Source organism: Mesorhizobium sp. B3-2-1 (genome assembly GCF_006439515.1).
Lineage (GTDB): Bacteria > Pseudomonadota > Alphaproteobacteria > Rhizobiales > Rhizobiaceae > Mesorhizobium.
This window is the reverse complement of the sequence record NZ_VFTI01000014.1, coordinates 43,987-63,945: the sequence shown is the minus strand read 5'-3', so window position 1 is coordinate 63,945 and position 19,959 is coordinate 43,987. Positions and strand designations below refer to the sequence as shown.

General features: G+C 62.5%; 24 protein-coding genes and 2 pseudogenes. 14 read left to right on the top strand and 12 right to left on the bottom strand.

All coding sequences use genetic code 11. The features are described 5' to 3' along the window. Positions 1-36: 36 nt before the first annotated feature. Together FJW08_RS16215 and FJW08_RS16210 are read right to left on the bottom strand one after the other, a co-directional pair. Positions 37-1,227 (bottom strand): NADH-quinone oxidoreductase subunit D, encoded by a 1,191-nt coding sequence (locus tag FJW08_RS16215; RefSeq protein WP_140811437.1) that lies wholly within the window; start codon positions 1,225-1,227, stop codon positions 37-39. Between the two features lie 65 nt (positions 1,228-1,292). Beyond that, positions 1,293-1,586: a hypothetical protein gene (locus tag FJW08_RS16210; RefSeq protein ID WP_246682371.1), complete on the bottom strand. Its 294-nt coding sequence runs from the start codon at positions 1,584-1,586 to the stop codon at positions 1,293-1,295. A 282-nt stretch (positions 1,587-1,868) separates the two neighbouring features. Here FJW08_RS16210 and FJW08_RS16205 point away from each other — a divergent pair. The 3 genes and pseudogenes from FJW08_RS16205 to FJW08_RS32940 form a co-directional block, all read left to right on the top strand. Beyond that, positions 1,869-2,085 (top strand): annotated as a pseudogene (locus FJW08_RS16205) (phosphoketolase family protein); the annotation flags it as partial. Positions 2,086-2,104: 19 nt separating this feature from the next. Continuing rightward, positions 2,105-2,464, top strand: a complete 360-nt coding sequence (locus tag FJW08_RS16200; RefSeq protein WP_140811436.1) for a hypothetical protein — start codon at positions 2,105-2,107, stop codon at positions 2,462-2,464. A 115-nt stretch (positions 2,465-2,579) separates the two neighbouring features. Beyond that, entirely contained in the window at positions 2,580-2,858 is a 279-nt protein-coding gene (locus FJW08_RS32940; protein WP_140763821.1) for a hypothetical protein, read from the top strand. Positions 2,859-2,978: 120 nt separating this feature from the next. On the opposite strand, the pseudogene FJW08_RS16190 reads toward FJW08_RS32940, so the two are convergent. Continuing rightward, a pseudogene (locus tag FJW08_RS16190) lies at positions 2,979-3,494 on the bottom strand (CaiB/BaiF CoA-transferase family protein); the annotation flags it as partial. Between the two features lie 121 nt (positions 3,495-3,615). Here FJW08_RS16190 and FJW08_RS16185 point away from each other — a divergent pair. From FJW08_RS16185 to FJW08_RS16175, 3 genes are read left to right on the top strand one after another with little or no spacing between them, the layout of a single operon-like run. Then, positions 3,616-4,638 (top strand): LLM class flavin-dependent oxidoreductase, encoded by a 1,023-nt coding sequence (locus FJW08_RS16185; protein ID WP_140811435.1) that lies wholly within the window; start codon positions 3,616-3,618, stop codon positions 4,636-4,638. A gap of 48 nt (positions 4,639-4,686) precedes the next feature. After that, complete coding sequence (locus FJW08_RS16180; protein WP_140811434.1) at positions 4,687-5,331, top strand: ThuA domain-containing protein; 645 nt, start codon at positions 4,687-4,689, stop codon at positions 5,329-5,331. 53 nt (positions 5,332-5,384) lie between these two features. Then, complete coding sequence (locus FJW08_RS16175; protein ID WP_246682370.1) at positions 5,385-5,720, top strand: hypothetical protein; 336 nt, start codon at positions 5,385-5,387, stop codon at positions 5,718-5,720. Between the two features lie 85 nt (positions 5,721-5,805). Here FJW08_RS16175 and FJW08_RS16170 read toward each other — a convergent pair whose 3' ends face one another. The 3 genes from FJW08_RS16170 to FJW08_RS16160 form a co-directional block, all read right to left on the bottom strand. Then, positions 5,806-6,153 carry a VOC family protein gene (locus tag FJW08_RS16170; protein ID WP_246682368.1) on the bottom strand — a complete coding sequence of 116 codons (348 nt, stop codon included), beginning with the start codon at positions 6,151-6,153 and terminating at the stop codon, positions 5,806-5,808. Positions 6,154-6,205: 52 nt separating this feature from the next. Beyond that, entirely contained in the window at positions 6,206-8,230 is a 2,025-nt protein-coding gene (locus FJW08_RS16165; protein WP_140811431.1) for an amidase, read from the bottom strand. A 108-nt stretch (positions 8,231-8,338) separates the two neighbouring features. Continuing rightward, positions 8,339-9,265, bottom strand: coding sequence for a LysR substrate-binding domain-containing protein (locus FJW08_RS16160; protein WP_140811430.1), 927 nt, complete (start codon positions 9,263-9,265; stop codon positions 8,339-8,341). Positions 9,266-9,347: 82 nt separating this feature from the next. Here FJW08_RS16160 and FJW08_RS16155 point away from each other — a divergent pair, with 82 nt between their 5' ends. The 4 genes from FJW08_RS16155 (at position 9,348) to FJW08_RS16140 (ending at position 11,299) form a co-directional block, all read left to right on the top strand. After that, positions 9,348-10,178 (top strand): class I SAM-dependent methyltransferase, encoded by an 831-nt coding sequence (locus FJW08_RS16155; RefSeq protein ID WP_140811429.1) that lies wholly within the window; start codon positions 9,348-9,350, stop codon positions 10,176-10,178. 11 nt (positions 10,179-10,189) lie between these two features. Further along, complete coding sequence (locus FJW08_RS16150) at positions 10,190-10,699, top strand: hypothetical protein (protein ID WP_140811428.1); 510 nt, start codon at positions 10,190-10,192, stop codon at positions 10,697-10,699. Between the two features lie 90 nt (positions 10,700-10,789). After that, positions 10,790-11,023, top strand: a complete 234-nt coding sequence (locus tag FJW08_RS16145) for a hypothetical protein (protein ID WP_140811427.1) — start codon at positions 10,790-10,792, stop codon at positions 11,021-11,023. A 75-nt stretch (positions 11,024-11,098) separates the two neighbouring features. Beyond that, the gene (locus FJW08_RS16140) at positions 11,099-11,299 is read left to right on the top strand and encodes a hypothetical protein (protein ID WP_140811426.1); all 201 of its coding nucleotides are present in this window, start codon (positions 11,099-11,101) and stop codon (positions 11,297-11,299) included. Positions 11,300-11,408: 109 nt separating this feature from the next. Here FJW08_RS16140 and FJW08_RS16135 read toward each other — a convergent pair whose 3' ends face one another. The 3 genes from FJW08_RS16135 to FJW08_RS16125 all read right to left on the bottom strand — a co-directional run bounded on the left by FJW08_RS16135 (position 11,409) and on the right by FJW08_RS16125 (position 13,391). Next, the gene (locus tag FJW08_RS16135) at positions 11,409-11,594 is read right to left on the bottom strand and encodes a hypothetical protein (protein ID WP_140811424.1); all 186 of its coding nucleotides are present in this window, start codon (positions 11,592-11,594) and stop codon (positions 11,409-11,411) included. A 114-nt stretch (positions 11,595-11,708) separates the two neighbouring features. Then, positions 11,709-11,990, bottom strand: coding sequence for a hypothetical protein (locus tag FJW08_RS16130; protein ID WP_140811423.1), 282 nt, complete (start codon positions 11,988-11,990; stop codon positions 11,709-11,711). A gap of 849 nt (positions 11,991-12,839) precedes the next feature. Next, positions 12,840-13,391, bottom strand: a complete 552-nt coding sequence (locus FJW08_RS16125; RefSeq protein WP_246682366.1) for a DUF6101 family protein — start codon at positions 13,389-13,391, stop codon at positions 12,840-12,842. Between the two features lie 853 nt (positions 13,392-14,244). On the opposite strand from FJW08_RS16125, the gene FJW08_RS16120 reads away from it, so the two are divergent. Next, complete coding sequence (locus FJW08_RS16120) at positions 14,245-14,628, top strand: VOC family protein (RefSeq protein WP_140811422.1); 384 nt, start codon at positions 14,245-14,247, stop codon at positions 14,626-14,628. 65 nt (positions 14,629-14,693) lie between these two features. Here the strand turns inward: FJW08_RS16120 and FJW08_RS16115 are convergent, their stop codons facing one another. Beyond that, on the bottom strand, positions 14,694-15,368 hold the full coding sequence (locus FJW08_RS16115; RefSeq protein WP_140763862.1) for a protein-L-isoaspartate(D-aspartate) O-methyltransferase: 675 nt from the start codon (positions 15,366-15,368) through the stop codon (positions 14,694-14,696). 344 nt (positions 15,369-15,712) lie between these two features. Here FJW08_RS16115 and FJW08_RS16105 point away from each other — a divergent pair, with 344 nt between their 5' ends. Continuing rightward, the gene (locus tag FJW08_RS16105) at positions 15,713-16,255 is read left to right on the top strand and encodes a GNAT family N-acetyltransferase (RefSeq protein WP_140811420.1); all 543 of its coding nucleotides are present in this window, start codon (positions 15,713-15,715) and stop codon (positions 16,253-16,255) included. A gap of 66 nt (positions 16,256-16,321) precedes the next feature. On the opposite strand, the gene FJW08_RS16100 is transcribed toward FJW08_RS16105, so the two are convergent. Continuing rightward, complete coding sequence (locus tag FJW08_RS16100; RefSeq protein ID WP_140811511.1) at positions 16,322-17,344, bottom strand: aminopeptidase; 1,023 nt, start codon at positions 17,342-17,344, stop codon at positions 16,322-16,324. Positions 17,345-17,592: 248 nt separating this feature from the next. Here FJW08_RS16100 and FJW08_RS16095 point away from each other — a divergent pair, with 248 nt between their 5' ends. Then, positions 17,593-18,345 (top strand): SDR family NAD(P)-dependent oxidoreductase, encoded by a 753-nt coding sequence (locus FJW08_RS16095; protein WP_140763892.1) that lies wholly within the window; start codon positions 17,593-17,595, stop codon positions 18,343-18,345. Next, positions 18,342-19,274 carry a sigma-70 family RNA polymerase sigma factor gene (locus tag FJW08_RS16090; RefSeq protein ID WP_140811419.1) on the top strand — a complete coding sequence of 311 codons (933 nt, stop codon included), beginning with the start codon at positions 18,342-18,344 and terminating at the stop codon, positions 19,272-19,274. The genes FJW08_RS16095 and FJW08_RS16090 overlap by 4 nt, the downstream gene beginning before the upstream one ends. A 58-nt stretch (positions 19,275-19,332) precedes the next feature. Here FJW08_RS16090 and FJW08_RS16085 read toward each other — a convergent pair whose 3' ends face one another. After that, entirely contained in the window at positions 19,333-19,956 is a 624-nt protein-coding gene (locus FJW08_RS16085) for an FMN-binding negative transcriptional regulator (protein WP_140811418.1), read from the bottom strand. Positions 19,957-19,959 lie beyond the last annotated feature (3 nt).

Genomic DNA, 19,959 nt, shown 5'->3' with positions numbered 1-19,959 from the left:
TGATGATGAGCGATGCGGCGCGGATCCGCGCATTGATCAGCGATCGATCTCGCCGAACACGATGTCGAGGGATCCGATGATTGCGGCGACATCGGCGATCATGTGACCCCTGGATAGGAAATCCATCGCCTGCAGGTGGGCAAAGGACGGCGCGCGTATCTTGCATCGATAGGGAACATTGCTTCCGTTCGAAACCAGATAGACGCCAAATTCCCCTTTCGGCGCTTCGACGGCGGCGTAGACTTCTCCGGCCGGCACACGAAGGCCCTCGGTATAAAGTTTGAAATGGTGGATGGTCGCTTCCATCGATCGTTTCATCTTGGCGCGCGGTGGCGGTGTGATCTTCTGGTTCGGAATTGCCACAGGCCCTTGGCCTTCGGGCGCGCGCAGCTTTTCCAGGCATTGCTTCATGATCCGGACCGATTGGCGCATTTCCTCCATGCGAACCAGGTAACGATCGTAACAGTCTCCATTCTTGCCGACGGGAATATCGAAATCCATCTCGGGATAGCATTCGTATGGCTGTGCCTTGCGCAGGTCCCATGGCGCCCCGGATCCGCGTACCATCACGCCGGAGAAGCCCCAGGCCCAGGCGTCGTCGAGGCCAATCGCGCCAACATCGACATTGCGCTGCTTGAAAATACGACTGTTGGTGAGCAGGCCGTCAAGATTGTCGCAGACTTTGAGGAACGGGCCGCAAAAATCCCAGATGTCGTCAAGAAGCGCGGCAGGCAGGTCCTGGTGCACGCCTCCAATCCTGAAATAATTCGCATGCATGCGGGCGCCGGAGGCGCGCTCGTAGAAGACCATCAACTTCTCACGCTCCGCGAAACCCCAGAGCGGCGGAGTCAGGGCGCCTATGTCCATGGCCTGGGTGGTGACGTTGAGGAGATGCGACAGAAGCCGGCCGATTTCGCAAAACAGGACGCGGATAAGCTGCCCACGCCTTGGCACCGATATTTGGAGCAATTTCTCGGCGGCGAGGCAGAAGGCATGCTCCTGATTCATCGGTGCGACGTAATCCAAGCGGTCGAAATAGGGCAGGGCCTGCAGATAGTTCTTGTATTCTATGAGCTTTTCCGTGCCGCGATGGAGCAGGCCGATATGGGGATCGGCACGGTCGACGATCTCGCCATCCAGTTCCAGCACCAACCGTAGAACCCCGTGGGCCGACGGATGCTGGGGTCCGAAATTGATGGTGAAGTTGCGAACAGCGGCTTCGGCCATGGCGGCTCTCGGCGATATCTGCGTTTCATTGCTTCACGGCGCGGCCGTATCGTTCGGGGTGCCGATCAAGTTGTCGTCTGGATGATCAGGGTCAGCGTGCCGTCACCATCGATGTTGGCGGCCACGACCTGTGAAGAGTTGAGCCCGTTCGCCCTCAGCGCCGTTGTTGCCTGAGGCGATGCATCGATGGAGTTCTGCAGCCGCAGCAGATCTTCCGCGCTGGTCTGGGTAATCACGGCTTCCGCCTGCGCTTTGATTTCCGCGGGTAGATCCTCGACGGCGACAACGGCAACATCGGTGAAATTCTGGTCAGCAGTTCCTTGCCCGGGCAGCGGTATCTGATCCGGCTGGGGCTCCAAGGGCGTCATCTGAGGAACGGGTGTCTGAGGAACCTGCGGGTTGACGGCTTGCCCGTAGAGGGGCTGCGTGACGACCACTCCGGAAAGCGCGGCAACTATCATCAACATCCGCATCGTCGTTCCCTGCATTTTTTCGAAACGTCGAACACAACCCTTGTGCCGAGTGATGGTTCCCTGCCACGACGGCCGCCGCGCGATTTCAATCGTTTCCGCCTGTTCAATCGTTCCGCTTGCCGCCCGAACGGCTCCTACGGAATCGTGCCATGGGTTGGTCTGGATTTTGCGCCCGAAACACCCGGCTCCATTCACGAGGGTGGGGAGCTCGGATATGCGCTGGTCCATGCTTTCGGCGCGGCATTCGACAATCCGGATCTGATAGTCGCCTGCATCGTCGGCGACGGCGAAGCCGAGACCGGTCCACTCGCCGCGGCGTGGCATTCAAACAAGTTCCTGAACCCGGCGTCGGACGGCGCCGTCCTGCCGGTCCTGCAATGGTTGGCACGACGGTAGGTCAGGCGATGGATGAGATAGGGATAGCCTGGCCGATCGCGGTCTTATCCCAGCTTGGCCTGTTCGGATCGCTGATGATGGTGATCTTGCTGGGTGTCCTGGTCAGCGGAACCGGTCGCGTGCGGCAGTGGATGGAGCCGGAAACGGATGCCGTGGTCACAAGCGTCAGAAACGCATCCCTCGCCAGCATAATAGCCAGCTCTGTGTCAGCTGGCAGCGCCGATCCGGGCATCCTCTTCTTCCTGGTGTTTGCCGTTGTCACCACAGCGGTGGCTCGCGCTCGGCGCAACGCCGCTGGTGCCACGCTAACTTGCCCAATAGATCATCGTCACGAAATCTTGGAAGCTGCTCCAGGCGGATCAATGTGAGTCCAGCAGGATGTACCCTGGCGACACTGGCCTCTCCAGCTGGCGACTGCTCAGGAACTTTTCGCCGCCTGACGATTTGGATATAAGATCGAATCCGAACAGAAGGGTGTTTGCGATGACGACCAAACGGTTAGCGATCTGCGCTCTTGCTCTCGCAATGGGCTGCGGCATGTCCTCGTCGGCATTCGCGGGGGCCAGGCACCGTCATTATCAACAAGCCGAACAGGAACGCTACGTTCCGGCCAATGACGATCTCATCGACTTCCTGTTCGGCGGCCCGCGCTATTACGACCAGCAGTTGTTCACGACGGCTGCCGGGGCCTGTTCCTACCACCGGACAGGACCGGACGCGTTCGCGATAAACAAGATCAACGATCACCACTGCGGGAAATAATCGGCTGCCGGCCATCAGGCCAGCCCGGTGCGAACGGGACACGGTGCGCCGGCGCGGACAGGCGGCCGGCGTGACGTTGTCCAGGACGGCCAGCCCCCATTCCGAGCCGGCGCGGGCATTCATGATGCCGGCCAGCATGCCGATCGCCAGATAGAGCGCGCCGCCGCCTATGTCGCCGACCAGCGTCGGCGGCGCCATGGGTGGTTCTCCCGGCAAGGAGGCGTACCAGAGCGCGCCCGATACGCCGACATAGTTCATGTCGTGTCCCGCGGCGGAGGCCAGCGGTCCGTCCTGGCCCCAGCCCGTCATGCGGCCGTAGACCAGGCGCGAGTTGTCGGCGAGGCAGGCATCCGGGCCGAGCCCGAGACGTTCCATGACGCCGGGCCGAAACCCCTCGATCAGCCCGTTTGCGGTGGCGATCAGGCGCATCAGCACGGCCACGTCCCCGGCATCCTTGAGGTCGAGGGCGATGGAGCGCTTACCGCGATCGAGCAGCGAGCGCTTGGGCGCGCCCGGCATGGACGCCAGCTTGCGATGGACGACGATGACATCGGCGCCAAGATCGGCGAGCAGCATGCCGGCGAAGGGCGCCGGCCCCAGCGCCTCGATCTCGACGATGCGGATTCCCCTGAGCATCCCATCCTCCACAGCGGTCAACTCTTTGGTGCTTTGCGAACTTTGGCACCGAGAGGGCGACGGTGTGTAACCCCGCTCTTTTGCCATTGAAGCACGTGCCGCTCGCATATACTTCACGGCGATGAAGAAAATCGGTTTCCTGTCGTTCGGGCACTGGACGCCCTCGTCGCAATCGCAGGTACGTTCGGCTTCGGACGCGCTGCTGCAATCCATCGATCTCGCGGTCGCGGCCGAGCAGCTCGGCGCGGACGGCGCCTATTTTCGCGTCCATCATTTCGCCCGCCAGCTCGCCTCGCCATTTCCGCTGCTGGCGGCCGTCGGCGCCAAGACCAGCCGCATCGAGATCGGTACGGCCGTCATCGACATGCGTTACGAAAATCCGCTTTACATGGCCGAGGACGCGGGTGCCGCCGACATCATCGCCGGCGGACGCCTGCAGCTCGGCATCAGCCGCGGCTCGCCCGAGCAGGTGATCGACGGCTGGCGTTACTTCGGCTACGTGCCGCAGGAAGGCAAGAGCGACGCCGACATGGCGCGCCATCACGCCGAGGTTTTTCTCGACACGCTGCGCGGCGAGGGGTTCGCCCAGCCCAATCCAAGGCCGATGTTCCCCAATCCGCCCGGTCTGCTCAGGCTCGAGCCGCATTCGCAGGGCCTGCGCGAGCGCATCTGGTGGGGTGCGGCCACCAACGCCACCTCGGAATGGGCGGCCAAGCTCGGCATGAATTTGCAGAGCTCGACGCTGAAATTCGACGAGAGCGGCAAACCGTTCCATGTCCAGCAGGCCGAGCAGATCCGCATCTATCGCGAGGCCTGGAAGGCGGCGGGGCATAAACGCGAACCGCGCGTTTCGGTCAGCCGCAGCATCTTCGCGCTGGTCGACGACCGCGACCGCGCCTATTTCGGGCGCGGCAACGAGAGCCGCGACCAGATCGGCTTCATCGAGGAAAACACGCGAGCGATCTTCGGCCGCAGCTACGCCGCAGAACCGGACGTGCTGATCAAGGAGCTGGCGCAGGACGAGGCGATCGCCGAGGCCGATACGCTGCTGCTCACGGTTCCCAACCAGCTCGGCGTCGACTACAACGCCCATGTCATCGAGGCGATCCTCACCCATGTCGCGCCGGCGCTCGGCTGGCGCTGACCCATGCGGCGAGCGGTCGTCGGTCCATAGATCGAGGGAGGTTGCCGCATGCCGAAGAAGGCTTTGATTGCCTGGGGCGGCTGGGAAGGCCACACGCCGGAGCGCAGCGCCAATGTCGTGCGCGACATGCTCCGGCGTAACGGGTTCGCGGTCACGCTCGGCCAAGGCACGGCGATGTTCGCCGATCCGGACCTTGCTTCATTCGATCTCATCGTGCCCGTCATCACCATGTCGACGATCGAAAAAGCCGAACTGAAGAACCTGACGCAGGCGGTTCGCCAAGGGAGCGGGCTCGGCGGTTTTCACGGCACGATGGGCGACAGTTTCCGCAATGAGCCGGACTACCAGTTCATGACCGGCGGCCAATGGGTCGCGCATCCCGGTGACATCATAGACTATCGTGTCGTCATCACCCGGCCGGACGACCCGATCACCAGCGGCGTCAGTGGTTTCGCCTACCGGTCGGAGCAATATTACATGCATGTCGATCCCGGCAACGAGGTGCTGGCGACAACCACCTTCACCGACGCGCATTTCCCCGGGATTGGCGGCGTCATCATGCCGGTCGTCTGGAAGCGCCGCTATGGCGCCGGCAAGGTCTTTTACAGTTCGCTTGGCCACACGGCGGATGAGTTCGCGGTGCCGGAAATGGCGCTGATCATGGAGCGCGGTTTGCTGTGGGCAGCGCGCTAGCCCTAAGCGCGGTTTCATGAAATCCTGGACTAGGGTCGAAGGAGATGCGCGGAGTGGACACCCGGGATAGCTGGTCAGCGTCCGAAAAGAAGATCGCGCGCCGTGCATTCGATGCGGCGCTGGAGGTGGCGCTGGCAAAGACGATGGCCGAGTTCAAGAGCAAGGCCAGTGCAGCGACGCAACCTTCCGAGATGTGGGAGGTCGAGGATTTTTTGCGTGAACAGCGACCGGAGATCGACTGGATGTTCGACTACCGTTACTCTCAGCTTCTTGACGTGTTTACGCGTCTCATTCTCGCAGGGCACATGGACGAAGCTCTCATCGCCGGCTTGTCGCAAGACAAGCTGGAAACGATCCGCTCATACCTTGCCTATGCCGCAAAGCGTTAAATCTTGATCGGGCTCTACCAGTCGGCGACGCGGTCGCCGCCGGTGAATTGCGCGCTTTTGGCGGTGTATTCGAACAGTTCGATCTTCACGCATTGGGGTCGCGCAGCCAGGCCTGGTAGGTGTCGTCGCAAGCGTGTTTCCTGGCGGTGACATCGACGCCCATGGATGCGATGTGGGCGATCGCGGCGTCGATGTTCTCGACTTCCAGGCAGAAATGGTTGATCTGGTCCATCTCGCTGAACCGCGGCCCATCCTTCTGGAAAACCTCGACATGGCTGCGGCCGCCGCAATTGAGGTAGAACCCGAAAATCGCGCCGTCGCGCAGGAAGTTGAACTGGACGTCCATGCCAAGGACATCACCGTAGAAGCGTCGCGTCTCCTCGAGGTCATTGGCGAAGATGCAGACATGGGCGAGTTGCTTGACTTTGATCATGGCTAGGTTCCGTGGTCTGGCCGGCTGCGCAGGCGGCCCGTACAGTGCACCATCACTCAATCCCGCCGGCAACCGCGTAGGCACCGGCGATGCGCCCATCCCGCAGCCGCACCACCGCAGTCACGATCGAGCCGTAGGAGCCGCGCCAGACACTGTGGAACCGCTGGTGCTCAGTGGTCGGCACGAGCGCCCGCCCGGTGAGACGCGTGCCGTTTTGCTGCATCGCGACGGGCTCTCCGTTGACGTGCAACTTGATGCTGGTCGTTTCAGCAACCTCGCCAATCATTTCGATCGTGATGGCGATCTCATCCAGATCCCCTGAAGCCCGCGTCTCGGCCGCAAGCTTGATGGTGGGCGCTGGCGCGTTGCCGTCGTCGGCCTCCTGGCCGGGACGATGCGAAAACACATCGTCAGGCAATTCAGGCGTGCGCGGCGGGCGGGTGCGGCGCCGGGTCTTCCGTTCGTAGTCGCCGGCCATGCGCAGGAGCCTTTCGTCGTCATAGGCCTTGCCGGCGAAGGTGAGTCCGACAGGCATGCCGATGTCGGCCATGGTGCCCATCGGCACGGTGACGGTCGGGATGCCGAAATGGCGCCAGACCAGGTTGCCGTTGGCGACCCAGGTGCCGTTGCGCCAGGTGAGCGCGGCGGACGCCTCGTTGACGTCGGCATCGGCCGGGCCGACATCTGCGGCGGCCGGCAGGATCACGGCATCGAGGCGGTTGGCGTCGAGCCAATCCTCGAAGTCGATGCGCCTTGTTGCTTCAAGTCCCTTGATGCCTTCTTCGATCGTGGGAATGTCGGCCAAGGGCGCGACGCCCGATTTCGCGCGTTCGACATACTCCGCCAGATCGAAGCCGCCTTCATAGCGGTCGGGCAGCGTGCCCGGCGGCTGCGGAAAGATTTTCGGCCCGTCGGCGGAGACGAGGTCGGGCAAGGCAGGGTCGGCATTGGCGCGCAGGAAATCGTCCCAGCCCCAGATGCAGAGATCCCAGAGTTCGCGCCCGGCGAAGTCCGGCGGCACCAGCCCGCGCTCAACCATGGTTTGCGCGCCGGAACGGTCGCGCTCATAGTTGGAGACGACGGGAAAATCGACCTCGACCACCTCGGCCCCCAGCCGCCGCAGATCCGCCTCCGCCTGCTCCCACAGGGCAAGTACCGAGGCGCGGGTTTCGATCGGACGGTCGTTTTCTGTATCGCGGCCGATATACATTCTGGGCACGCCGAGCCGTTTGCCCCGGAGTGACCCTTCCAGCGTCAGATTCGTGTAGCGCGGTGGGCGCGTCTCGGAACTCCTGGGCAGCGCGACCCAAGGCTGCGCGCGCCAGAAATCGCCTCTCGTTTCCGGATCGTCGGCGACGATGACGTCGAGCAATTCCAGCATGTCGGGTACGCTGCGCGTGTGCGGCACCACCACGTCCATGGTCGGCACCAGCGGCCAGTTGCCGCGCACGGAGATGATGCCGCGCGAAGGCGTGTAGGCGACGAGCGCGTTGTTGGTGGCCGGCGCGCGGCCGGACGACCAGGTCTCCTCGCCGAGCCCGAAGGCGCAGAAGCTGGCCGCCGTCGCCGTGCCCGAGCCATTGGAGGAGCCCGACGCGAAGGCGGCGGTCAGGTAGCCGGCACTGTAGGGGCTTTCGGCGCGGCCATAGACGCCGCGCTGCATGCCGCCATTGGCCATCGGCGGCATGTTGGTGAGGCCGATCAGCACCGCGCCGCCGGCACGCAGCCTGGCGATGGTGAAGGCGTCCTCGTTGGCGATGAGATGCTCGAAGGCCGGCGAGCCGGCGGCGACCGTCAGGCCCTTGACCTTGTAGCTGTCCTTGGCGGTGTAGGGGATGCCGTCGAGCGGCCCGAGCAGGGTGCCGGCGCGCCGCCGCTGGTCGGAAGCGGCGGCTTCCTCGAACATATCAGGGTTGAGCACGGGCACGGCGTTCAGCGCGATGCCGTGCCGGTCGAAATGCGCGATGCGCCTGACATAGGCGGCGACCAGTTCGACTGAGGTGACGAGGCCGTCATCCAGTGCGCGGCGCAGTTGCTCGATCGTTGCTTCGACGAGATGAAAGCTGGCGTCGGTCATCATTGTTCCCAGGCTACTGTCTGTACGCCATGTGTCTGTACGCCATGGATGAGCGAGGCCGCCGGCTTCGGCAAGCGCCAATCGCAATTCGTTGCGGGCCAGGTAGGCTCAGGCGCGCGCCTCGGCATCGCTCCGGCGCCTGACATGGTCGATGAACGCGCGCAGCTTGGGCAGGACCTGACGCTTTCCCGGGTAGTACAGGAAAAGCCCAGGCAAGGTCACGGCAAAGGGTCCCAGCACCTCCCGCAACCGGCCGTCAGCGACCGGCACGCTGGCAAGCGGTTGGGGTACCTGGGCAAGCCCGGCGCCTCGCATCGCCGCGCCCAGAAGCGTCGGATAATCATGCGCGATCAGCGGTCCGGAGACGATGGCCTCGACCGACTTGTTGCCATCGATAAAGGGCCAGGGCGCGATCGATCCGTTTGACCGGCGCATGCGCAGGCAGGCATGGCCGCGCAGATCCTCGATGCGTTGCGGCACGTTTCGCTGGCTCAGATAATCAGGACTGGCGACGACCACGAATGGCAGCGGCGGCGTCAAGCGCACCGCGATCATGTCGGCGGCGATAAACTCGCCGGGCCGGATGCCTGCGTCGAAGCCCTCGGCGGCAAGATCGACGAGTTCGCCACTGGCCACGATCTCCAGCTCGATTTCCGGATAGGCCTGGCAGAAGGATGCGATGATCGGCTCCAGCAGGATCGGCACCACCGACGGCGGCACCGAGAGGCGCAGCAGCCCGGTCGGCCGCTGGCCGAGATCGCGCGCCACCTCGCTGGCGGCGACCAGTTCCTCGAATGCGGGTCCGGCGCGCGACAGAAAGCGCTCCCCGGCTTCGGTCAGGCCGACGCTGCGCGTCGTACGGATGAAGAGAGCTGCGCCGATGCGCGCCTCGAGCGTGCGGATCGCCTGGCTCATCGCCGACGGCGTCACCTTGAGCTCGGCCGCCGCCTTGCGGAAATTGCGATGCCGGGCGACGCTCAGGAAGGCCTCGACGCCGTCGAGCGCTCCCTGCCTGACTGTGAAGTTCTGCTTCATGGCGCATCGACATTATCGCGGATAGTCGCGGTTCGAAAGCGGTCCTATGTCTCCAGCAAGGACACAACCAGAGGAACCAGCAATGACCGATAATCTCGACGGCGTGCGCGCTCACTACCGCGCCAGCGGCCTGACCGAGCGTCTCAAGACGGCACTGGCAGCCTTAGGACCAGAGGACCAACGGCTCATGCCGGAACAGCTGGCCGGGCTCGACCAGTTCCACACACGCGGGCTGGCGGCGACCGCCGAGCTTGCCGGACTGGCCGGGATTGGCCCGGACACGACGGTTCTGGATGTCGGATCGGGACTTGGCGGGCCGGCCCGTTTCCTGGCGGCGACCCATGGCTGCCGGGTGACGGGCGTAGACCTCAGCGAGCCGTTCGTCGAGGCTGCACACTATTTGACCGAGAGAATGGGGCTGAGCGAACAGGTGACGTTCGAGGGCGCCAGCGCGTTGGCGCTTCCCTTCGACGACAGCCATTTCGACGTCGTGTTGCTGCAGCATGTGGCCATGAACATCACCGAGCGCGGACGGCTCTATGGCGAGATCAGGCGGGTGCTGAAGCCGGGTGGCCGGTTTGCCACCTACGACGTCGTGATAAATAGCGGCGATCCGCATTATCCCGTTCCCTGGGCACGAAGCCCGGCGGAGAGTTTCTTGCTCACCGCGACCGAGACGCGGACGAGGATCGAGCAGGCAGGCTTTGAAACCCTGGTGTGGCAAGACGACACGGAGGCAGCCAAGGCCTGGTTTTCGCAATTGCGGGCGTCCGGACCGCCTCCTTTGCTCAATCTCGGCGTCGTCATGGGGCCGGACTTCGCGGGAGTTGCCGCCAACCTTGGACGCAGCCTCGGGGAAGGTCGGCTGGGCATTCTGACCGCCGTCTTCGAAGCCATTCCGGACAAGACCTGAGGGAGGCGGGAATGTCGCCGGCAATGATCTTCGATATCCATCTCGCTCTGGGCTACGTGCCATGGTTGCTGTGCTTCGGCACCTATGTCTGGCCGAGGCTCAAAGCGATGGACCACCTCGAGGCGCAACGCGCGATCGCCACCCTGCACAGCTTCCGCTTCTTCGGGCTTGTCTTCATGCTTCCGGGTGTCGTCGGGCCCAATCTGCCGGCTGGTTTCGCCGTCCTCGCGGCTTATGGTGACTTCGCCACCGGCCTGCTGGCCATGCTGGCGCTTCTGACGGCCCGGAGACATCAGCTATTCTGGCCGCTCGTCGTCGCCTTCAATCTCGTGGGAACCGTCGACATCGTCGTCGACTATTATCACGGGGTCCAGCTCGACCTTCCCGATCTGGCAGGAGAACTGGGCGCCGCCTACGCGATCCCGATCCTCTATGTGCCACTGCTGATGATCACGCACGTCGCCGCGTTCTATCTGCTGATGCGCCGCCGGCCCGAGGCGGTTCAGGGCGCCCACCCCTGATCGGCCGCACGCGGCCGGAAAGAATCGATTTTTTATGCAACCTCTGATGGACGCGTGCGTAACAGCCTCCCCGGGAGGAGGTTTGCGATTTTGGAGCGTTTCGAGATCCTGTACGAGCCGACAGGCAAGTATTCCATTTTCGACAGATACACCGAATTGCCGGTTACGGTGGAAGGCAGGACCTTGATCGGGCTCCATCGGCACGAAGTGCCGCTGGCTCTGCTCGCCAGCATGGAGCCCGATGACAGCGGGGTGCCGTCGCTCTCGCTGTCGAGCGGCTGTCTCTCATACGAATGTCAGCGAGACGCTTGCAAGCGTGAATGAACGCTCTCATAAGTTGCGACAAGGCATACAGCATGAAAGATAATGGTGCCGTTATCATCGCATGAAAGGGGAATCATGCCTGGCCAGAATGCGCTTGTCCGCGCGGCCATCGCACGGCTGCTCTCGCAGAAAACCGGGGCCTCCGTGATTTCGATGAAGGAGTCTATCGAGGAACTGCCGGCGACAGCCGGCGCGGCGCTGACCATCGAAGACCTGCAGGATCTGTTGCTGGAAATGGCGGAGGAGCGTGGAATGATGGTGGAACTCGATCTTTAGAGCATTCCAGGAAAAGCGTGAAACGGTTTCCCGGGAAGGCGAGTTAAACCGTTTACCGTTACCTTGAGACGGCGAGCGGCTCAGCGTGCCGATTGGGTAAGTAGCCATCCTAATTTTCAGCATGGCTGAAGACGACAGTTCCATTGTCCTTGCGAACTTCAACGCAAATGATCCCCTCGTCACCCCTTCGGGTCTGAAACATAGCGATTGCGTGATCTTTTGCCACCTTTTCGGCGTCAAAGATCACCTTGTCGATGATGCCCTGTCTTCCATACCAAATAACGGTGAACGCCATTCGCCGCCTCCATTCGAGGCACCATAGGCGCTCTTACCGGTACCTTCAAACCGCTCGATAAGATACGCATCTGTGGCAAAAAGGCGGCGCGAAACAGCCGCCTTTCCCGCAGATTCAGCCACCCATCTTCTTGGCCATCGCGCAGAAATCTGCATGCGACTTGTTGATCGTGGTATCGCCGCAGTCTTTCAACACCGCCTTCTTTTCATCTGGCTTCATGGACATCCATGCGGTCTTGAAATCCGCTTCCGACCTGAGTGTTTTCATGCCGGCATCGGTGAAGAACGGCGACATCTTTGCCGGATCGTCGAGCGCGGAGGTGCCAGATGCAGCCAGCGCCGAGCCAGTCATCATTGTGAGCGCCATCGCGCCCATAGTGAGCATTTTGAAGGTCACTTTCATCTCCTCACGATTTACTTCGATCGTATGCAACGATCATCCCTCGAAACGTCATCGTGCAGGAAAGGTTGCCCACCTGCGTCGAAAAGGCGGAATTCTATTCCGTGGAATGCAGTTTGGACGCAAAGGGCGCGGAGACCCAGCCTGAACCGAAGTCCTGCCGCAGCTCGTCCAGCCGCCGACGTGACCTTAAGCAGCGCGAGGCTCAGGTGCCCTGCATTGGCGGCCAGGGTCCGGCAGTCACATCCCTCCCGCCTCACCAGATGCTACCAACAACCATGCGATCCAGGCTTTTGCGCAGATAGCGGTCCAGTACAGCGGACTTTTGGCGAAAGAGGCGTTGACGGATTCAAACCAGCTGTCAGGCATCGTCAACAGGGACGGGACACATCTGACGGCTGATCTATCAAACGATCTCGGGTCAGGCGCTTGGTCCGGCTGGACCCTGCCAACTCAACACATCGTCGGCTTTGAAAACACTCTCGCGTAGTCCACCAGGACGAGGTCGTCATTAGCGAGCCGGATCAACGTGCGGATGTGCTCCCCTCGGCGGTGAACTGATGCTGAATCCTGGTTTGTCCCGCCGTTCGGATAGAGCCGCGCAGAATTGGATGCAGCGTTGCGGACAGCGGCAACGGCCGATACCTTCGCCAGAGCGTCGCGGTTCGTATGAGCCTTTGCATGGCCACGCTTCCTGGACACTCCATGGGAGTCGATCGGAATCTTGGTGCTCCGAAAGCGGTATCTTTCCAGTGGCTTGTCCCGGCCTTAGTGCTTGTCGCGGCCGCATAGCCGTCCTTACTTTGGTCGCCTGGACTAGCGTAATCCTGATTGCCGTAATTTGGATTACACCAGTGACGTCAGTTTGTTCATCAGGCCAGCCTTGGAAAGCCTGGGCGCTTGGTCGAGACGCGGCCCATGTTGCGGTTGCTGGGGTGAGAGCGCGTTGACATTGGGACCGAGCGTTTCCTCAAGCGTTCGGGCAATGCCGTCGGCGCCAAGCAGAAGCATAGGCAGTCGGTAGGCCTCGGCCCAGGCACGCCAGTCGGCGGCAACAAGTTCGAGGTCGTCGGACACCAGCAGCGGCACCATCAGCATCGGATCGTTGTGCAGAAGCTTGAGCTCCGCTGTGAACTTTCCATCCGGATCCTCCATCGCGCAGGCGGCCACGCCGCTGAAAGTCTTGGCGGGAAGGGCAATGATTGCCGGCACGCTGCTTAAATCCTGCGTGCGGCGGACCACCACACCACGCTGGTTGAGCGTGAAGGTCACGTCGCCATAGTCGTCGCGCGTGGTATAGCTCACGGTCTCCGGCAGGCGCGATGGGTCGAGACGCCTGTTGCGGTCGGTCCAAGAACTCGTCTCCGGTTCAGTATGAGTCCGCTCACCATCGGCCATCATTGGCACCTGGACAGAGAGGGGCCTGAAGCACAGCACGCAACCAATGCCCCGAGTGAGCCCCAATCCTCTGCGGCGCCGCCGTTCGGCTTGCGTCCAGCAACAGCTGCGTGCCTTCGCAATCTGCACCCCTTGTTGAGGTCGAACCGGATGTACCCGGCTCGAACTCTCAGCACATGTTCTATGTCACATAAAATAGCAGTGTATTCTGTATTAGCGATTACTAATTTATGTCAATTTTTTGGTACTTTGGCAAAAGACTGTCGGCTGAGCTATCCAACTCGACAAACGCGGCGGAACCCAGTCAGCGCATTTGTTGCGCGTCGATTCCGAGGAGGCTTCGTTGGCTCATCGGGTCGTTGGTGATGAGGATATCGGCCGGTTAGGTCAACGGGCGGCGGAGGGGTTGCTCCGAATCCTGCGCCGCTGCCAACCTTCGTCCCGGTGACCGTCATCCATATCGCCGCCCCACATCTTGCCAGCCGATCAGACCACTGATTATGCTTTAATGCCGATCATCCCTGGCTCCCAGGACGGAAGATTCCGTCGACAGGCGCGGGCCGGCCAAGCTGCCCGCGTGGCCAGCAGCGAAGGGACAACGGCTGCGTTCGCCCGAACTTGCCTTTCGTCGGGCTGTTGCCAACCGTGAAAAAAGCTCGCCGCTTTTCGGCAGCGGCCTTCTCGGGGAGTCCTGATTTGTCAATTGCTGTGGGCCCGCCTCACTGGCGCCGAAGCGGGCCCGGCCGTTGAGCGCGCATGTTTGGGCCTGGGCTCGTTATCTGTCATCCTAAAGGGCTGGCTGACTTTCTAGCCGCGGCGTCAGGCTTGACCATGCTCATGTGGGGTTAGATCGATGCTTCTAGGAATCCATCATATTGCAATCATCTGCAGTGACTACGAGCTGTCGAAGGAGTTCTACAATAAACTCGATTTCGTCATCGTCGACGAAAATTGGCGCACCGAAAAGCAATCTTGGAAGTGCGACTTGCGGAATGGTCTCGTCCAGATCGAATTATTCAGTTTTCCCATGCCACCCAGCCGGCCGACCAGGCCTGAAGCATGCGGACTACGACACGTAGCATTCTCGGTCGACTCGGTAGAGGCGACAGCCCGGTTGCTTCGGGCAAGAGGCGTCGACGTTGAGCCGGTCCGCATAGACCCTCACACAGGACGTTCGTTTACCTTCGTGGCAGACCCCGACGGTCTCCCCATTGAGTTCTACGAGGATCGAGTTTGACAGTCGGAGGATTGCGACGAGAAGAGTGCGGAGCTGCCGGCACCCGGCTGACGGTGCGCACCTCGTTAGATGGTTTCAAGCCGGCTGAACCGAACCGGGATGAGTTTCCGAGTCTCGAGTTGCCCAGCAGCATCCTTGTCGATGACAGTCAGAAACTGTACTTCTTCAGAGGCCAAAGGCAGAACAAGGCGTCCCCCTGGCTTGAGCTGATTCAGTAAAGCCGGCGGCGTCCGCTCAGCTGCTCCGCTAACCAGGATCTTGTCGAATGGGGCGTGCTCGGGCCAGCCGCGAGACCCGTCTCCGACACGAACGGCGACATTCGAGAAGCCAAGGCCCTGCAGCAGAGCCTCGGCATGGCTCGCGAATTCCTCGATGATTTCGACGCTCCAAACTTGTCCTGCGAGTTCAGCGAGGATGGCGGATTGATAGCCCAGGCCAGTCCCGATCTCGAGCACCGTTTCGTGCGCTTGGGGAGTAAGGAGATCGGTCATCAGAGCGACCATGAAGGGCTGCGACACAGTCTTATCGAAGCCGATCGGCAGCGGCATGTCCTGGTAGGCATAGGGCGCGACCGCAGAGGGCACGAAGAGATGTCGCGGGACCCGCTGCATCGATGCCATCACGCGCTCATCGAGCGTTGCCTTGCCGAGTTCTTCGCTTGCAAGGTCGGCATGGATCGCAATCATCTCGACCATGTGCCTGCGCAGAACCGCAAGATGCTCTTCGTTCATCGGTTTCATGACGGTGAGGCTTTCCTCGACCAGCCGCTGCCAAATAGCATTGTATCCTGTTCGTCTCGCCACCGTAACCGACAAGGCCGATGCGCTGGGCATTTCCCGACGTTAGGCTTCCGATCGTTTTCATCAGCGGCTACGCAGACGTCACCATGTGCGTATGGGCGATAAAGGCGGGAGCGTCCGACTTTTTGACCAAGCCCGTTCGACACTACGACTTGCCAAACACCATCGGTTTTGCCATGGCGGCCACACCAAGTTACCTCGTTTAAGTGTTGCCCTTGGCGCTCAGCCGCCGCTTCTGCCATCGCCGTTGCATTTGGCGCCGCCCCGGATCGAAAATGCCTCCGATGAAAGCAGTTCCCAGGCTCACCACACCAAGGCTCGTTCTACGGGCGCCGAGCGAACGCGATATCCCGGCATGGTTTGCGCGCGCCACCGATGTCGAATCCGCCTCCCTTGCCGGCGATCCCGTTCCCGACGACATAAGCGCGGGCGCGCGATGGCTCGCGCTTTCGCGTCAGCGCTTCGCCGACGGCAAGGCGATCCAGTGGTCCATAGACCGGGCATCGGAAGTGATCGGGACGATAACCCTGTCCTTCGCAACCGACGCCAAGGCGGCCGCATTGGGATTTGTGCTGGCGCGTGCGCATTGGGGGCAGGGACTGGGCAGCGAGGCCGCGCGCGAAGTCGTTCGCTATGCTTTTGAAACCCTGGCTCTGGAACAGGTGACGGCCGAGGCGGTGACGCGCAATGTCGTGTCGCTGCGGATATTGGCGAAGCTCGGCTTCAAACATATCGAGAGCTTCATCGATGAGTCCGACGGCGAGCATTGCCAGCGTTTTGCGCTCGACGCAGACATCGGAACGTCACTCCTGGCGAGCCAGGCTTAGAGCCATCCGCTCGCGGCCCGGGCTGAGATCGGAGCATGCCAAAGACCAGACCACATGCTGTTCAAGTCAATCACACGACCTCGCAGTCTTGAGCTCTTCGGCGCGGGCAGGTTTTTGCAAATTCGCGATCCGGCGAACGGATGCATAGAACCTTGGATAATCGCCGGAGCACAGGTCGAACAAGCGAAGAAACGCAGGAACCTGTTCACCGTAGACGGCGGTCGCGGCGAGCTTTGCGTTGTTGATCGGGGCATTGAACCAGGCGTCGTATCCCCGATATCCGGCCCATCGTTTGTCGCGCATTTGCCGATAGCGCATCCGAAGCCTGTCGAGCGTGGCGGCCTTGGCCGCCGCCATCTCATCCGGGGCACGGGAGCTTTCATAGACCTGCCGCAACTCGTCGCGCGTTTTCGACACCAGTGCGACAAAATCGGCGCTGCGCTTGCGATCGGCTTCGTAGCGGCGCAATCCGGCGCGATCGCCGGCCGCGCGGAGCCATTTTCTTGTGCCGGTGGTTTCGACGGCAACCGCGAAGGCCTCGTTGAATGCGGAATCGCCGTTCACATAGAGGCGCTGATGCGCCAGTTCATGAAAGATGAGGCTCGCCAGATAGGTGTCGTCCTGACGCAGCATGGTGCTGAGCAGCGGGTCACTGGACCAGCCCAGTGTGGAATATGCGGTGACGCCGCTGACATAGACGTCCAGCCCCTGTTCATGAAGTGCGACGGCGCTTTCGGTTGCGGATTTCCGATCGAAATAACCCCGGTACGGAACGCAGCCGAAAACCGGAAAGCACCATGTTTTTGGCGTGAGCGAGAATTGCGGCGCGGCAAAAACGGCCCAGGTCACAGCGTCCCGGCGGATGTCGACATAGCTGTGGTAGCTGCTGTTTTCGGGCAGTGCCAGCTCGTCCGTCGCGAACCGTCTTATGGCGTTCGCCGACGTCAATCTGGTGCGCAATGCCTCAGGGGTAGAAGGGGCTTTGATCAGTTTTCCGACATCTTCGCGCGCGGCCATGATCCGGACATGACCTTCCAACGATTGCGCGTAGTAGGAAATGCTGGTGCAACTGCTCACCGCGGACGCCATGATTACCACGGCAAACAATCGAAAGATGCGCTTCACGGCTTCCCCACCACTTCGTCATCTCCCATGGGAGCACATGCCCCAATCGCGCTCCAGTGTCTCAAACAGGCGCATCAATTTTCGTCAAGATCAATGGGGAGCAGCGGCGTGGGCTGTCGATCTTGTTGCGGGCTGACGCGATCACCCAATCCCCTGACTCTTTTCCCGACCCTCAAACGTCTTAGCTACAGTGAAGCACTGGAGCAGGGTCAATGAGCCTCAGGGATAAGAAGATTGTGGTCACCGGTGGCAGCCGGGGGCTCGGCCTCGGATTGGTCGAAGCGCTGGTCGAGCAGGGGGCCAGCGTAACCGTGGTCGCGCGCGGCGCCGAGGCGCTGGATGCGGTCGGTGCGCGGCTTGGGGTCGCCACCGTCGCGGCCGATGTCACGGACGAGGACGCGGCCTATCGCATCCTTGGCGAGGTCCGCCCTGACATAGTGGTGCTGAACGCCGGTGCAACGCCCCGGATGGGGCGGCTGGACCAGTTGAAGTGGGAGGATTTCTCCGTCACCTGGGAGACCGACGTCAAGGCCGGGCTCTACTGGCTGCAGGCGGCGCTGAACCTGCCGCTCAAGCCGGGCAGCCGGGTGTTGGTCGGGTCGAGCGGTGCCGCCGTCACGGGGTCGCAGATGTCGGGCGGCTATGGTGGCTCCAAGCGGATGCTCTGGTTCATGGCCAAATACGCCAATGGCGTGGCGCAGGAGAAGGGCCTCGGCATACGCTTTCAGGCGATCCTGCCCCGCCAGATGATCCTCGGTACCGGGATCGGCGATGCGGGCGCCGGCGCCTATGCCGGCTCGATGGGCATCACGCCGGAACAATTCGTCACCCGTTTCGGCGCGCCGATGCCGCCCCGGGCGTTCGGCGACAGGGTGGTTTCCGTGCTGGAAGACCCGCAATATGCCGAGGGCGTCGTCTTCGGCCTCAGCGGCGACGCGGGCGTAACGATCATGGAGGGTCCTTGAGCGACGGAAAGCGACCCGTGGAGCGCGACCGGCAGGAAGGGCTGCTTGCCCTTGCGGCGGCCTTGCGGCCGGAGCTGCACCGCTATTGCTCGCGGCTGATGGGCTCGGTGATCGACGGCGAGGATGTCGTGCAGGACACGTTCGCGCGCGCCTTCGTTGCGCTCGACGAATTGCGCGAGGTGCCGCAGCTCCGGCCCTGGCTGTTCCGGATCGCCCACAATCGTGCGCTGGATCTTTTGCGCAGCCGCGCGATCCGCGCTGCGGAGCCCATCGAGGCGGCGCTTGAGATTGCCGACGAGGCCGACCCGGCGGAGATGCTGATGCGCAGGCAAGCCGTGCAAACCGCCGTGTCGCGCTTCGCGGAGCTTCCGGTGCCGCAACGCAGCGTCATCATCCTCAAGGATGTGCTCGACGAACCGTTGGCCGACATCGCCGCTTTGCTTGGCGTCACGGTCGATGCGGTGAAGGCGCATCTGGCGCGCGGCCGCGCCCGGCTTCGGCGGATCAACGCCGAGGCCAAGCCGCTTCCCGATGCACGCATCGCATCGGCGGCCACCGTGCGCTACGTCAATCTGTTCAACCAACGCGACTGGGACGGCTTGCGCGCGCTGCTCGCCGATGATGTGAAGCTCCACCAGTCCATGCACCCGCCGCGCGCGGGCGCCGCCGACGTCGGCATGTTCTTCACGATCTATGCCAAGAGCGACGGCTTGTGGCTCCGGCCGGCCTGGGTCGAGGGCCGCGAGGTGATCGCGGTGTTCGAGGACCGGGCCGCCCCGAAGCCGCATCATTTCATGTGGCTGGAATGGCGCGACGGCCGGATCAGCTTCATTCGCGACTACCGTTATACCAGCTACGTTCTCGACGACGCGGAACTGGTGCTGGCAAGGGAAGCCGGATACTCCAGCGGCGGCGGTGGACGCCGATAGGTCGCGGGCCGGATCGACGCTTGACGCGGGCTGCCGCATCAGGCGAGGCGTCGTGCCTTCACGACGGGATGAGGGCCGAGACCTCGCGGTCGGACGGCCGCTCGCTCGCGGCCAGCCCGGCGGCCACGCCGGCGCGGTCGGCGGCGTTGCGGTTCTGGCTCATCTTGCGCTTGCCTTCGAGCCTGACGACCGGCATGCGCAGGCCGACAATGCCGCGAAGCTGCGACTGGATGAAGTCGGGCGGCGCGTCCGACACCGCCCAGGGCGCGGCGCGCGCGCCCTCATGCAGGTTCGTCAGCCGGGTGACGACCTCCAGGAGCCTGTCCGCATCGTCGAAGAACTCGACCGGCCCATAGGCGTGGACCGCGGCGTAGTTCCAGGTCGGCACGACCTTGCCGGTTTCCTGCTTGGTGGCGTACCAGGCCGGCGTCACATAGGCGTTCGGCCCCATGAAGACGGCGAGCCCGTCGCCAATCGCAGGAACATGCCACTGCGGGTTGGCCCTGGCCATATGGCCATGGATGACGCCATGCTCGCCCTCGGTCTCGTCGAGAAAGAGGGGCAGGGGGGTGGCGAGCGGCCCGTCCGCCGTGGCGGTGACGAAGTTGGCCAGCCGCGCGGCGCGGATCGTAGCCAGGATGCTGTCCTTGTCGTCATCGCGGAAGGCGGGCGGCGTGTACATTTT